Here is a 14620-nt window from a genome sequence, read left to right on the forward strand (position 1 = left end):
CTCGTTCTTGAGCCTTGGAGGTGTGCATGGCCTGGATTCTTCAGAGCCTGATGTGTGTCGCGTTGCTGCTCGCCCCCATCCAGCACGCGGACGCCTCTGGGGTCGTCGGTCATCCGACGCCAGTCCAGGCCTTGGGCCATCCGATCCGCTTCACCGACTTGTCAGGCGGAGTTCCCGATTCCGTTCGGATGCATACGCTCGCGCTGATGCTGCGCGGAGAGGTTGCGGCAGCCGGCGATTACTACTTGCTGGCCACGGGGGCGTCGCAGTTGCCGGGATGGTTCACGGCACTTCAAAAGGCTTTCGATACGGCAAGCCGCGCTCCCAACGCTTGCCAGTCTGCGGCCAAGGCGATCGCCGAGGGATTCAGGCAGTTGGGCCAGAGTCCCCAACTCATCCGCATCTCGAGCACGGGTGGAGACATGCTGTCGTGGAGGGGCAGGCAGCTGGTTTCGGACAACAACTTCCATGTGGCCGTGCGCAATGATGGAAGAATCTTCGATGCCTTTACGGGCTCGGCGGGAATGGCCTGGGCCGAGTATCAGGCAGCCATGACGTACCTGGGGACGCTTCAGTACACGGTGATTCCATGAGCGCGATTCGTCCCCCCGAGGAGTGGAAGGGTCGGTTCGTTTCGACCCTGGACGTCCTGCTCTTCATCCGGGAACAGGTGCTGGGTGGAGTGATGCCGGAGATGTTCTTCGGCCGGCTGGACGTATGGGCGTTGGCGGCATTCGTGCACGGCGTGCGGTTCCACCTGTACTGCGGTGGAGTCGAGGACTCGCGGTACCAGGAGTTTGGCGCCTGGCTCCGAGACGTCCGGAATGAGTTCCCGTCAGGCAAGGGGTGGGCCGGGCTGTATCTGGAAGAGTCAGGGGGAGACCATCGGGCGGCCATCCTGAAGTTCCTGGAGCGCTGCGCGGAGTACGACTCCCTGACTCGGGCACGAGCCCCCTGAGCACTTGGATTGGACCGCATAACGCCGGTTTCGTCCTGATTCCCAGCGGCCCCTGGCCAAGGCCTCGCGGGGGGTATACTGCGGGGCACCATGGGAGCGCCGCTCGACGAATACCGATTGCGCCTGGAAGGCAGGGCGGAGCTGTTGGAGCCCGCTCGGGAGCGCTACTACCGCCTGGTGCTGGTGCTCGCTGACTCCCGCTGGCAGCAACGGCTGCGGCAGGAATTGCCCCTGCTGCGTGAGGTGACGGCCCACCAGGGCGCATTGGACGAGATGCTCGCCCCCGCCCTGCGCCGCGCCCAGGCCGAGGCCTGGCCTACCAGCAACCCGACCGTCCGCTGCCTGTACGAGGTGCACTCGCTCCATGAGCAGCTCGTCCGGGACGTGGCGCGCAAGCTCGGACGCAGTGCCCATGAGCCCCTGGGCAGCCTGATGAGTGCCCTGGAGGACTGGCTCATCACCATCCCGCGCGAGGTGCCTCCCCACCTGCGCGCGAGCACCGCGCTGGAGCTGCTCCCGGACTCGCTGCCCGCGCTCCGGGAGGCCGCCGCCTTCGGGGAGTTCCTGGAACCGCTCTTCGCCCACCCGATGCTGCTCACCGGCCGCATCCCCTTCACCCAGGCACAGCGAGAGGAGCTTCACCTGTGGTGGCCGAGGGGCGAGGCAGCGCTGGCCTCGCTCTGGGGCCGGCTGTCCGGGGTGGACGCGAAGGGGCTCATGGTGGCCGAGCTCCGCAAGCAGGCCACCCGGGCGCCGCTCTACCCGCCGCGCACCGGCCCCGAACGCCTGCTGCATGCCGAGTACTGGCACCAAGAAGCCTGGGCCCGGATGCGCCAGCTCGTCCAGGTGCGGCTGGCCCCCCTCGTGCCCGAGCCGCACGAGTATGCCCCCGTGCTCTGGTGGCTCTTCGAGCGCGAGTACGTGCCGCGTGTCCGGCTCCTCGCCTCGGACGCCATCGAGGAGGCCCGGGCGGGGCTGATCGAGGTGGCCTACGAGCTGTGGGATGCCCAGCGGCCGGATATTCCCGACGAAGAACATTGGACGCCCGCACGCTGGGCGCGGCTGGAGGAGCAGGCCTGGAGGGCGGATGAGGGCCGGAGCGGGGCGGACGGCGAGCGGGTCCGCGGAGTCCTCCGGGAGCTCATCCAGCGGCACGGCATTGGCACCCAGAGCCTGCGTGGCTGGAAGGATTCCTCGCGGCTGGTGAACCTGGTGCAACAAGCCCGCGGGCTCATGGGTTGAAAGAAGAAATCCGACGCCCGGAAGGGTGTCCGAAACCCCCCGGCCGGGCAGGCTCCGGACCGCCTTTCTGGCTACCCCCCACCACCCCCGTGTTTCCCTTGTTGACGCAGGAAAATCCGGGGGTTAGGTAACCACGTTACCCAGATGGGCCCCCTCGTGCGGGCCCCCCTCGAGACCTCCAGATTTCATGGCCGACGACACCACCGACAAGCCGGCAACGCCCCCCGCTCCTCCGCCTCCGGGCAGCGTGGGAGAACTCATCCCCGTCAACATCGAAGACGAGATGCGCCGCTCGTATCTCGACTACTCGATGTCCGTCATCATCGGGCGCGCACTGCCCGACGTGCGTGACGGCCTCAAGCCCGTGCATCGCCGCGTCCTCTACGCGATGAACGACCTGGGCAACTACCACAACCGCGCCTACAAGAAGTCCGCGCGCGTGGTGGGTGACGTCATCGGTAAGTACCACCCCCACGGCGACACCGCCGTCTATGACGCCATGGTGCGTCTGGCCCAGGAGTGGAGCCTCCGCTACCTGCTGGTGGACGGCCAGGGCAACTTCGGCTCGGTGGACGGCGATTCCCCGGCCGCCATGCGTTACACCGAAGTGCGCATGGACCGCCTGGCCGAGGAGATGCTGGCGGACATCGACAAGGAGACCGTCGACTTCGGTCCCAACTACGACGACTCCACCGTCGAGCCGCTCGTCCTCCCCACCAAGTTCCCCAACCTCCTGGTCAACGGCAGCACGGGCATCGCGGTGGGTATGACCACCAACATCCCGCCGCACAACATGACCGAGGTGCTCGACGGGACGCTGCACCTCATCGACCATCCCGAGACCACCGTCCGGGAGCTGATGCAGTTCATCCCCGGTCCGGACTTCCCCACCGCCGGTTTCATCTCCGGCCGCGAGGGCATCGTCCGCGCCTACGAGACGGGCCGCGGACAGCTCACCCTGCGCGCCCGCACGGAGATCGAGACCTCCAAGAAGGGTGACCGTGAGAGCATCATCGTCACGGAGATTCCCTACCAGGTGAACAAGGCGCGGCTCATCGAGAAGATCGCCGACCTGGTGCGCGAGAAGAAGCTGGAGGGCATCAGCGACATCCGCGACGAGAGCGACCGGCAGGGCATGCGCATCGTCATCGAGCTCAAGCGCGATGCGATGTCGGCGGTGGTGCTCAACAACCTGTTCGCCAACACCCCGCTGGAGACCACCTTCGGGGCGGTGATGCTGGCCATCGACGCGGGCCAGCCGCGCACGCTCACCCTCAAGGAGCTGCTCGAGCGCTTCATCTCGCACCGCCGCGACGTGGTGACGCGCCGCAGCCGCTTCGAGCTGCGCAAGGCGCGCGCCCGCCGCCACATCGTCGAGGGCTTGCTGGTCGCGCAGGACCTCATCGACCTGGTGGTGAGCCTGATCCGCGCCTCGAAGGACCCGGACGAGGCGCGCTGGGGCCTGATGAACATCCTGTCGCCGGCCCTCTACGCGCACGAGCGCTTCAAGAACCTGCAGCGCATCGACTACGAGAAGGCCAAGGCGCAGATGGAGCTGCTCGTCTCGCGCGCGCGTGCCGAGGTGCCGAGCTACTCGGGCCTGGAGCACAAGTACGAGGGCGCGGGCTTCAGCGAGGAGCAGGCGAAGAACATCCTCGAGATGCGCCTGCAGCGGCTCACCGGCCTGCAGCGCGAGGAGCTGTTCCGCGAGTTGGTGGACCTCATCCGCGAGATTCTGCGGCTGGAGGACATCCTGGCCAACGAGTCGAGCCTGCTCAATGTCATCAAGACGGAGCTCAAGGAGATCCGCGAGCGCTACGGAGACAAGCGGCGCACGGAGATCACCGGCGCGGTGGATGAGATTACGAGCGAGGACCTCATCGCCGAGGAGACGATGGTGGTCACGCTGTCGCACACGGGCTACGTGAAGCGCTCGCCGCTGAGCGAGTACCGGGCGCAGAAGCGAGGTGGGCGCGGCAAGACGGGGGCGACGACGAAGGAAGACGATTTCGTCACCGACCTGTTCGTGGCGAGCACGCACGCCTACCTGATGCCGATTACCAACAAGGGCCGGTTGTACTCGCTGAAGGTGCACGAGATTCCGTCGGCGGGCCGCACGTCGCGCGGCAAGGCCATCGTGAACCTGGTGCAGTTCGGTGAGGGTGAGCGGCTGGCGCAGGTGCTGGTGACGCGGGAGTTCGCGGAGAACCAGTTCGTGTTCTTCGTGACGAAGCGGGGCGTGGTGAAGCGCACGGACCTGTCGGCGTTCGCCAACGTGCGTGTCAGCGGCATCATCGCGCTGGGCATTGACGAGGGGGATGAGCTCGTCGCGGTGAAGATCACCGATGGGACGAAGGACATCCTGCTGTCGACGGCGACGGGCATGAGCATCCGCTTCCCGGAGGAAGAGGTGCGCTCGATGGGCCGTCAGGCGTACGGCGTGAAGGGAATCACGCTGGAGGACGGGGACGAGGTGGTGGGGGCGGACGTGGTGGAGAAGGACACCACCATCCTGACGGTGACGGAGAACGGCTACGGCAAGCGGACGGAGGAGAGCGAGTACCGTCAGCAGGGCCGAGGCGGCAAGGGCATCATCGACATCAAGACCACCGAGCGGAACGGCAAGGTGGTGGGCCTGGTCCAGGTGACGGACAAGGACGAGGTGATGTTGGTGACGAACGGCGGGATGCTCATCCGGATGAAGGCGAAGGAGATCTCCGTCATCGGCCGCAACACGCAGGGCGTGCGGCTGATCGCGCTGGAGAGCGCGGAGGAGAAGGTGACGGGCATCTCGAAGCTGCCGGAGTCCGACGAGGAGTCGGAGAACGGAGGAGAGACCACGACGCCTGTGGAGGCCGCCGCGTCGGAGGAGCCGTCGGAGGCCGGAGCTGTCACCGAGGCCGCCGAGGAGCCGTCGGAGTCCTCGGACTCAGAGCCGGAGCCGGAGCAGAGCTGACACCCCTCTCCCACCGGGAGAGGGACGGGGTGAGGGTGCAACGGGCCTCGAGTTGAGCCCGTGTAAAGCCCCCTCTCCCACTGGGAGAGGGCTGGGGTGAGGGATTTCCCTCCTCCGGCCCTCTTCGCATTTTCAGAGCACCGCGGCCCTGCGGGACGTGGCAGACGTAAAGCCCCACACACAACCCGTCCCGAATCGCCCGCGGGCTGTCTGGGGCCGGACGGTCAACCCCGCCTTGCCCGTGTCATTAAGTTCTGGAGGCAGGCGCGCCTTCGCGTCCGTTGCGACAGGCGGCCTGCGGAGGGGGGTTCAATGCGTTCTTTCTTACTCCTGGCCCTGGCTGGAGCCACGGCCCTCACGGCCTGTAGTGCGTCCGTGGAGCAGCCAGCTGTTCCCACCACACCGCAAGTGTCGCGGCACCCGGAGCGCCGAGGCATCGGTCTGCTGCCCGCGGGCGGGCTCCAGACGCTGGCGAAGCCGAAGGCGGACTTCGTCGTGGATCCACGGCGCTCGTTGGCGGTGACGGACGAGGTCATCCTGGCGCGCTTCAGCTTCGAGGAGGTGATGAACCGGCTCGCGGAGCAGAGCGGCATTCCGGGACTCACGGGGCTGCAGCTCTACCAGGAGTGGTGGGACTCCCAGCGGAAGGGGCCAGGGTTGAGGCTGGGGGGCCCGCATTGCGATGACGAGCGGCAGCCGGACGGAAAGCCGGCGTTCAAGGGCTTCGCCTACATGTGTCCACGCGAAGAGTGGCGTCAGGCGCTGGAGAACCCCTTCGCCGAGCCCGCCACGAATCCCGGGGCGTACGTGCCCATCGGACTCTTCAACCGCTTCGACCTGGCGGCGGAGGATGGGAGTGACTGCGGGGAGTACCGCATCGTCTTCGCGCGCCGCTCCGGCATCACCGATTCGAGCAATCGCAACCTGCTCGCCTTCGAGGGCGTGCTGCCCAACCCGCGTCCGAAGAAGGGACTCGATGGGTGCCGCAAGGTGGCGCGCTTCTGGGCGGAGCTCTCCCAGGAGCCGGACGCTGCGGCACGCGCCGAGGCGCTGCATCGCTTCTACTTCGAGGGCGTGGGGAAGTTCCCGCCGGTCCTCCACATCGACCACTTCGGCAACGCCACGGAGCATGGCACCGGCCAGGTGCGTACCAACCAGTTCATGCACAATAGCTGGACGCTGCGCGAGTTCCGTCTGCGCAAGCGCTGCACGGGGAACACGTGCGTGATGCGCTTCGAGCCAGACACGGTGAAGTCGAACCCGGCCGGCGTGCTCTTCAGCGCGAAGCAGGACCACCCGCTGAAGGAGGAGTTCTCGGAGGTGTTCGCGTCCCAGATAGGGTCGCTGTCGGGCAATGATCTGCTGCTCTACACCATGGACATCGATGATCGCTTCAACAGCGGGCAGAGCAATTCGAGCGGCACGGAGAACCTCTACGCCCACCAGATGGGCAACGGCCCGAGTCCGCTGCGCACGAAGCTCCAGGAGCGGCTCCACCTGGCGGGCAGCCCGCTCACGGTGGCGAACATCGTCGCGCGGGCGCAGACGCTCACGTGCGCGGGCTGCCACCAGCTGAGCACGAAGGTGGACCTCGGAGGCGGGCTCACCTGGCCCGACAAGACAACGAACTTCACCTTCGTGCACGTGAGCGAGCGCACGATGGACGAGGGGCCGGATGGCCCGCGCTTCGGGCTCTCGGAGCCACTGGTGGGCACCTTCCTTCCGTACCGGCAGCAGCTGCTGGAGGCCTTCCTCGAGCGGCGCCCGCCCTTCGACAAGCACCCGGACCCCGATGACCACTGCGAGGCGCCGGCGCCGCCCGGGGCGCAGGCTGGCAAGAAGGACAAGCCCGGCAAGGACAAGCCCGGTAAGGACAAGTGCGATGACGAGGACTGAGGACACTCGGGAGCGAGGTGGCTTGCCCCACGAGCAGCCGGGCGCCTACGGTGGAGGGGTCGCAATGGAGATGGGCCTCTATTCGTAGGAGAGGACATGAACGTCGCAGGCCTTCGAGCAATGGGGACCCGGTTCTTCCGCTACGTGCGAGACCCGCGCGTACCGCTGTGGCGGCGGCTCTCGGGGTTGCTGGCTGTCGTCTATTTCATCGCGCCCGTGGACGCGCTGCCGGACTTCATCCCCATCCTGGGCTGGCTGGACGACGTAGGCGTGCTGTCGGCGGCGGCCCTCTTCATGGTGCGCGAGGTGCAGCGCTACCAGCCGGAGGGAGAGACGTCGGCGTGGCCGCAGCCGGTGGAGGATGGCCGGACGGGCGCTCCTCCGCTGCGCGAGCGCTGACCGTACTCCCTCTCCCTTTGGGAGAGGGTCGGGGTGAGGGTCTCACCGTCAGTGCGAGCGGCTTGTCCTCCTCCCAGGGAATGCGTTAGCGGCATGACTTTCCGCCGGAGAGCTCCTCCGGTGAAGGGAGAGCCATGTACCGACGTTCGCCTTACGCCCTGCTCGGCACCGTGTTGCTGTGGGGGTGTGGTGGCAAGCCGCCGCCTGATACGAACACCCCTCCGGACCTGACACCGCCGGCCGTGTCGCTCGCCTCGACGTACGAGGCGCGGCGCCTGGGCACCTACCAGGGACTGCGGCTGGAGGGCTCGGCGAGCGATGACACCGGGGTGGAGCGGCTCACCTGGAGGCTCAACGACGGAGAGCCGCAGGTGCTCGAGTCCGCGGAAGCGGAGGGCGGGCGGGCCTTCGTGCTGGAGTTGAAGCCCCGGCCTGGCACCAACACCGTGGTGGTGCGCGCGGAGGACTCCGTAGGCCACATGGCCGAGACCTCCGTGTCCTTCTACTTCGGCAACCTGGTGGCGGCGGGTGGCCTGCATGGCGGAGCGGTGCGCGGCGGGCGGCTCTACACGTGGGGGCAGAACACCCAGGGCCAGCTCGGGCAGGGGGACACCACGGCGCGCTCCACGCCCGTGGTGGTGGCGGACCTGTCGCGGGTGGCCTCCATCGCCATCAACAGCAACAGCTCGCTCGCGGTGCGCGAGGACGGCACGGTGTGGACGTGGGGGGCCAACGCCAGCGGGCAGCTCGGGCTGGGAAGTCCTCCGGTGGAGGGGGAGACGCGTACTCCGGATACCCAGGCTCGCAACCGGCCCACGCAGGTGCCTGGTCTGACGGACGCGGTGTCCGGCGCGCTCGGCTTCAGCCATGCGCTCGTGTTGAAGGCCGACGGCACGGTGGTGTCCTTCGGGAAGAACAACAACGGGCAGCTTGGTGACGGCACCACCACGGATCGGGACCATCCGATGCCGGTGCGCGGGCTGACGGACGTGGTGAAGCTGGCGGGCGGCTCGCAGCAGTCGGTGGCCCTCACGCGGGACGGCTCGGTGTGGGTGTGGGGCAATAACAACTTCGGCAATCTGGGCCAGGGCACCGAGGACTCGGATGCGCACTCCGAGCCGGCGAAGGTGCCGGGCCTCTCCGGTGTGGTGGATATCGCCAGTGGGCGCGACCATGTGCTGGCGCTCCACTCGGACGGCACGGTGTCCGCATGGGCCTCAATGTCAGCGGCCAGGTGGGCAATGGCGAGAGCGGTACAGGCACCGAGGTGCACGCGCCGGTGAAGGTGGTGGGCCTGACGGACGTGGTGGCCGTTGTCGCCAACTCCAACTTCAGCCTCGCGCTGAAGGAGGATGGCACGCTGTGGGGGTTCGGCCAGAGCTTCAACGGGCAGCTCGGCAATGGGCTGAGTGGCAAGGAGCATCCGGTCCATCCGCTCGCGGACACGGCGGTGCTGGGACTGTCGGAGCTGCGGGACGTCGCCGCGGGCTCCACGTTCGCGCTGGGGCTGCGCCGGGATGGCCAGCTCTTCGGGTGGGGTTGGAACAGCAACGGCTCGCTCGGCAACTACGAGCTGCAGAACGACTGGAGCTTCCCCGAGCCCGTGACGGTGAAGCTGCCATGAGGACGCGCCACGGCTGGACGCTGGCGGCGGCCCTTGCCCTGCTGGCGGTGGCGTGCCGCGAGGAGCCTCCGTCTCCTCCGACCGAGGAGCCCCCGGTCCGCTGGGACGTGGTGGAGCCTGGTGAGGTGCTGTCGGGCGGTGAGGCAGGGACTGTCACTCACTCGGGCGCACAGGCCTTCGCTCAGGCGCTGCCCGCGCTGACCCTGGAGCGGCGCTCGGGGTTTGTCTCGGGGCGGGGCGTCTTCGAGATTGATTGGGTGCCAGCACCGGCCTCCAGTAGCCGGGCGGACCGGGACGGACTGGGGCCTCTCTTCCATGCGGTGGCCTGCATCTCGTGCCACCCGGCCAACGGACGAGCCGCGCCGCCGGACGAGCCCGGCTCCACGGGTGAGGCGCTGCTGGTGCGCCTGAGCATCCCGGGCACGGCGTCGAATGGAGGCCCGCTCCCGGAGCCCACCTATGGAGACCAGCTCCAGCCGAAGGGCATTCCAGGTGTGCCAGCCGAGGCACAGGTGGTGGTGCGTCACACGTCGCGGACGAGCACCTTCGCGGATGGAGAGACCTTCACCCTCCAAGTGCCGGAGTACGTGCTGGAGGCACCGGCCCACGGCCCGTTCCACCCGGACACGATGCTCTCACCACGGCTTGCCCAGCCGCTGCACGGGCTCGGCCTGTTGGCGGCGGTGCCCGAGGAGAAGGTGCTGGAGTGGGCGGACCCGGACGATGCGAATGGAGACGGCATCTCCGGCAGGCCCAATCGCGTCTGGAGCGTGCGCCAGGGCAAGCAGGTGCTGGGACGCTTCGGCTGGAAGGCCAATCAGCCGGACCTGGAGCAGCAGAACGCGGGGGCCTTCCTCGGGGACATGGGACTCACCACGCCCCTCTTCTCCGAGCAGCCCTGCACCTTGGCGGAGCAGGCCTGCGGGGACGCGCCCTCGGGTGGAGCCCCGGAAGTGGAGTCCCACCGGCTGGCGGCGCTCACCTTCTATACGCACGTGGCGGCGGTTCCTGCTCGGCGGGATGTGGATGCGCCACGGGTGCTGCAGGGCAAGGCCATCTTCCATCGCGTGGGGTGCGCGGGCTGCCACCGGCCCACGCTCACCACGGGGACGCTGGAGGGCTACCCGGAGCTCGCGGGGCAAACCCTCCGGCCCTACACGGACTTGCTGCTGCACGACCTGGGCGAGGAACTCGCGGACGGGCGGCCGGACTTCGAGGCCTCGGGACGTGAGTGGCGTACGGCGCCGTTGTGGGGCATCGGCCTGACGGCCACCGTCAACGGGCACACGCGCTTGCTGCACGATGGGCGGGCGCGCTCGTTGATGGAGGCCATCCTCTGGCACGGTGGCGAGGCCGAGGCCTCACGCGAGGCGGTGCGGCAGCTCTCGAAGGAAGAGCGCGAGGCTCTCCTCACCTTCCTGGAGTCGCTGTAGCCACTCAGGCGAAGACGTCGGCCAGGTAGCGCTGCTGCTGTTCCATCTCCCGCAGCCAGTCCGCTGCCTGATCGCCGGTGCACCCGGCCCGCTCCTGGTGGATGCGGGCCACCGTCTCGCGCACGGCGGGGGCCATGTATCTCCCATCGCCGCAGACATACAGGCGTGCCCCCGTGTCGAGCAGCGCACCCACTCGTGCCCGCTCCTCCCAGAGCCGGTGCTGCACGAACGTCACCCCGTCGCGTTCCTGCCGGAAGAAGGCGGGGAACACCTCCACCACGCCTTGGGCCTGCCAGGCCTCGAGCTCCTCGCGGTAGAGGAAGTCCACGTCGGGATGATCGCACCCGAAGAACAGCAGGGCCTTGCCGAGCGGTGTGCCCCGCTCCGCGAGCCGTGCCCGCTCCTGGATGAACCCGCGGAAGGGCGCGAGCCCGGTCCCGGCGCCAATCATCACCAGGGGAGCGCTGGGGTCCTCGGGAGGACGGAAGGGGGAGTGCGGCTCGCGAAGCGTGGCCAGCAGCCGCGAGCCCGGCTCGACGCGGGCGAGGTGGCTGGAGCACGCTCCCCGGTAGCGGCCACGCCCCGACCAGGCCGGCGCATCGATGACGGCGACCGTGAGCGCGCACCGCTCCGGCGCATCGAGCGGAGAGGAGGAGATGGAGTAGCGGCGCGGCTTCATCGGGGGCAGCAGCTCGAGGAACACACCGAAGGGCAGCTCACAGGCGGGGAACTCCTCGAGCAGGTCCAACACGCTCACACGCTTGTCGAGCACCTGCGTGCGGTACAGCTCCTGCTCCGAGTCTCCTTCGCCCGCGAGCGCGAGCAGCCGCTTCTTCTCGGGCGGGCACGCGGTGTACTTCGCCAGGAGCAGGAGGTCGCGCCGCGTGGCGGGCGCCGACAGCTCGACGTAGTGCCCAAGCAGCGAGCGCACCGTCACGGGCCTGTCGAGCGGGAGGGTGCTCTGCTCCTCCCGGGTGCGCCGGATGAGGACCGTCTCTTCTGGCTTCAGACCGAAGCGCCGGGCCACCCGCTCCACTTGCTCGGGCGCGTTCTCCGGAAGCACCGCGAGGTGGTCTCCCGTCCGGTAGGACATGCCCTCGGGCAACCGCACCTCCAGGTGGCGCTTCGAGCGGCCGAACGGTGACGTCATGTCTACGAGCTCGCGGTTGGCTACCACCTTCACCGGCACCACTCCGTGGGCGGCCTCCAGCGGGTCCGCCACCTGCTCGAGCCGCTCCACCTCGTAGCGAGGCCCCTGGCTCGCTTCCGAGGCCGTCACGCCGAAGGCCTCGCCGAGCCTGGGCCACACGCTCTCGTACCAGCCATCGAAGTCGCCGAAGAAGTCGCCGCGTGCATCCGCCTCGCCGCGGTCGAGCAGCCGCTGGGCGCCGGCGGCGGCCAGGAGCTCGTCCACGCGCTTCGGCACGGACTGCCAGGTCGCGGCCCAGTCCCGGTTGCCGCAGCCGAACACGGTATAGCGCACGCCCGTGAGTGCTCCCGGGGAGAGCTCCTCCAGCCAGTGGCAGAAGGCCTTCGCGTTGTCCGGGGGATGGCCGTTGTACGAAGCGCTCACGATGACCACCGCCCCTTCGCGAGGCAGGCGCCCGCTGTAGGCATCCATCGTCGCGACAGTGGACGCGTAGCCCTGCAGCTCGGCGTCACTCGCGATGCGCCGCGCGAAGGCCTCCGACGAGCCCATGTTCGAGCCGTACAGCACGAGCAGGGGCGTGCCGTGCCGCGCCACGGGGCCAGACGTCCAGGTCGGCTTTGTCGGGGCCGCCTTGGGCGCCGGCCGCAGGGCCACCACCGTCTTGTCCTGCTCGTCACCCCGCGCGCGCACGCGGATCCGGAAGTCCTCCGGCTTGAGTGTCAGCGTCTCCTTGATGCGGAGCTGGTACCGGGTGTGGTCGATGAGCTGGAAGCGCTGCAGCAGCATGGCGAGCACCAGCGTCGCCTCCTGCATGGCGAACTGGCGGCCGATGCACGCGCGCTGTCCGTTTCCGAAGGGCTTCCACGCATTGGGTGGACGGGCTGCGACGGCCTCCGGGGTGAACCGGTCCGGGTCGAAGCGCTCTGGCTCCGGCCACACCTCCGGGTCGCGGTGCAGCATTGGCGTGAGAATCATGAGCGGCTCGCCCTTGCGCACTGGCCACGTGCCGCCCAGGAGCGTGTCCTCGCGCGACTGGAGGGCGAAGGCCGGCGCCGTGGGCCAGAGGCGCAAGGACTCACGGAGCACCTGGTCCAGATAGGTGAGCTGGTGCATCTGCTCGAAGGTGGGGCGCTGCGATACATCCCTGCCGAGCACTCGGTCCACCTCGGCGGTGGCACGCGCGAGCACGTCGGGGTGCTTGAGGAGCAGGTAGAGGGCGAAGGACAGCAGCCCGCTCGTCGTCTCGTGGCCGGCGATGAGGAAGGTCACCACCTGATAGCGGATGTTGAGGTCGTCGAGCCCCTGGCCACTCACGGAATCCACGCCCTGGAGCATGAGGCTGAGCAGATCCTTGCGCGTGGCGGCATCCCCGGAGCGGCGCCGCTCTTGGATGACCTGATCCACGACCTCGTGCATGTACGCGATGTCGCGCTGGTACTGCTGCCGGGTCATCAGCATCAACCGCGTTTGCAGGGGCAGTCGCCGGGTCCGCTCGCCCGCCTCGGCGAGGCTGCGCACCATGGCGTCCACGAAGGGGTGCATCTCCCGCTGGTAGAAGCTGTTGAATCGGTACCCGAACCCGCAGAGCGCGATGGTGTCGAGCGTCAGCCGCGTCATGTTGTCGGGCACGTCGAGCTCCGCATCGGGCCCGAGCCGCGCCCACTTCTCCACCAGCTGCTCGGCGATATCGAGCATGAGGTCGAAGTAGCCCCGCATCGCCTGGGGACCGAAGGCCGGGAGCAGGATGCGGTGCGCGCGCTCCCAGTTGGGCTCATGGGTGTGCGCGGTGAAGAGCCCGTCCCCGGCGAACTCGCGGATGTTCTCCAGCGCGGTGATGACGAGCTTGTCGAAGCGCTTCTCGTCGCACACCTCGTTCACCAGGGCGTGGGAGCCGAGGACGAGCATGGACCTGCCTGGGAAGGACAGCCGGAAGAGGGGGCCGTACTCCCGGCTCAGCCGCATCATCGACTGGATGGGCGTCTCCGACGCGACGTCGGGGATGTTGCCCACCAGGGGACGCGTGCGGGGCTGCGGGATGGACGCTCGGGCCGGGGTGGCGCGCATTCGGGATGCTCCTGTCTCAGGGGACTTATAGGTCTATAAGCCTTATAGAGCTATAAGCCCCGTCCCGTGGCCCGTCAACCCGGCGTGCCCCGTCGTGCGTGTGGGTGCCTGGCAGCTGTATGTGCTGCCGGGCAGTCCTGTGTATTCAAGGTGGGGTGTCAGTCCTGCCCGCGGCGGGGCTTCCGGGCGGCCGGGCGCTTCTTCCGAGCAGGCGCATTCCGGGGCGGAGGCGGGGACGCCGGGGCGGCGAGCAGTCCCCGCAGCACCATGCTCACCACGAGGTCCGCGTACTGCGAGATGAAGCGCTCGTCCTTCACATCCAGCCCCCAGATGCGCCGGGCTGTCTCGGGCTCGGCGAAGGGCTGGTTGGTCGCGCCGATGATGGCGAAGTAGGCGTGCCGCGAATCGATGGACTGGACCGTCCCGTCCTCTACCGCGGCGGAGAGCTCGCGCTGGAAGAAGGACAGCGGCCCTGGGCGCAACATCGCGAAGAGGGCCTCGAAGGCCTCTCCCCCCGCGCTGCTCTCGTTGCGGATGATCCGGGAGAACTCCGGGTGGCTGCCATTGAAGAGCACGGAGGCACGCAGCAGGTGCGCCAGACGGGTGACGCGGTCCGCCCCCTCCACCTCTCCCTTGGCCCGGGACATCGCCTCGTGGAACTCCTGGATGAGCGCCTCGGTCACGGCCTTCCAGAGGCCCTGCTTGGAGCCGAAGTGGTGGTGCACCAGGGGCTGCGTGACGCCGGCCAGCCGGGCGATGCCCGCTGTGGTTGCTCCTGCATAGCCGCGGTCCGCGAACTCCCTGGTGGCCGCGGCCAATATCTCCGCTCGGCCGCTCCCTGCGAGGTGACGAGTGCTCACGGCTTCATCGTGCTGGCTCGGGGGTCCACTGGCCAGTT

General features: G+C 68.5%; 11 protein-coding genes. 9 read left to right on the top strand and 2 right to left on the bottom strand.

Translation table 11 applies throughout. The annotated features are described in order from the left end of the window. Nucleotides 1–26: 26 nt before the first annotated feature. The 9 genes from OV287_RS05555 to OV287_RS05595 all read left to right on the top strand — a co-directional run bounded on the left by OV287_RS05555 (nt 27) and on the right by OV287_RS05595 (nt 10508). Nucleotides 27–593 carry a hypothetical protein gene (locus OV287_RS05555; protein WP_267532931.1) on the top strand — a complete coding sequence of 189 codons (567 nt, stop codon included), beginning with the start codon at nt 27–29 and terminating at the stop codon, nt 591–593. After that, nucleotides 590–958 (top strand): hypothetical protein, encoded by a 369-nt coding sequence (locus tag OV287_RS05560; RefSeq protein WP_267532932.1) that lies wholly within the window; start codon nt 590–592, stop codon nt 956–958. The genes OV287_RS05555 and OV287_RS05560 overlap by 4 nt, the downstream gene beginning before the upstream one ends. A gap of 90 nt (nt 959–1048) precedes the next feature. Continuing rightward, nucleotides 1049–2200 (top strand): hypothetical protein, encoded by a 1152-nt coding sequence (locus OV287_RS05565; RefSeq protein WP_267532933.1) that lies wholly within the window; start codon nt 1049–1051, stop codon nt 2198–2200. A gap of 187 nt (nt 2201–2387) precedes the next feature. Then, the gene (gene gyrA / locus OV287_RS05570) at nt 2388–5156 is read left to right on the top strand and encodes a DNA gyrase subunit A (RefSeq protein ID WP_267532934.1); all 2769 of its coding nucleotides are present in this window, start codon (nt 2388–2390) and stop codon (nt 5154–5156) included. Nucleotides 5157–5468: 312 nt separating this feature from the next. Then, nucleotides 5469–7052 (top strand): hypothetical protein, encoded by a 1584-nt coding sequence (locus OV287_RS05575; RefSeq protein WP_267532935.1) that lies wholly within the window; start codon nt 5469–5471, stop codon nt 7050–7052. A 96-nt stretch (nt 7053–7148) separates the two neighbouring features. Next, nucleotides 7149–7451, top strand: a complete 303-nt coding sequence (locus tag OV287_RS05580; RefSeq protein ID WP_267532936.1) for a YkvA family protein — start codon at nt 7149–7151, stop codon at nt 7449–7451. A 134-nt stretch (nt 7452–7585) separates the two neighbouring features. Next, the gene (locus OV287_RS05585; RefSeq protein ID WP_267532937.1) at nt 7586–8734 is read left to right on the top strand and encodes an RCC1 domain-containing protein; all 1149 of its coding nucleotides are present in this window, start codon (nt 7586–7588) and stop codon (nt 8732–8734) included. Next, nucleotides 8662–9075: an RCC1-like domain-containing protein gene (locus OV287_RS05590; RefSeq protein ID WP_267532938.1), complete on the top strand. Its 414-nt coding sequence runs from the start codon at nt 8662–8664 to the stop codon at nt 9073–9075. Before OV287_RS05585 ends, OV287_RS05590 begins: the two co-directional genes overlap by 73 nt. Beyond that, entirely contained in the window at nt 9072–10508 is a 1437-nt protein-coding gene (locus OV287_RS05595; RefSeq protein ID WP_267532939.1) for a di-heme oxidoreductase family protein, read from the top strand. Before OV287_RS05590 ends, OV287_RS05595 begins: the two co-directional genes overlap by 4 nt. Nucleotides 10509–10512: 4 nt before the next feature. Here OV287_RS05595 and OV287_RS05600 read toward each other — a convergent pair whose 3' ends face one another. After that, a complete protein-coding gene (locus tag OV287_RS05600) occupies nt 10513–13722 on the bottom strand; it encodes a bifunctional cytochrome P450/NADPH--P450 reductase (protein ID WP_267532940.1) in 3210 nt (1069 codons plus the stop codon). Nucleotides 13723–13880: 158 nt separating this feature from the next. Further along, a complete protein-coding gene (locus OV287_RS05605; RefSeq protein WP_267532941.1) occupies nt 13881–14582 on the bottom strand; it encodes a TetR/AcrR family transcriptional regulator in 702 nt (233 codons plus the stop codon). Nucleotides 14583–14620: the final 38 nt, after the last annotated feature.

The organism is Archangium lansingense, from assembly GCF_026626635.1.
Lineage (GTDB): Bacteria > Myxococcota > Myxococcia > Myxococcales > Myxococcaceae > Archangium > Archangium lansingense.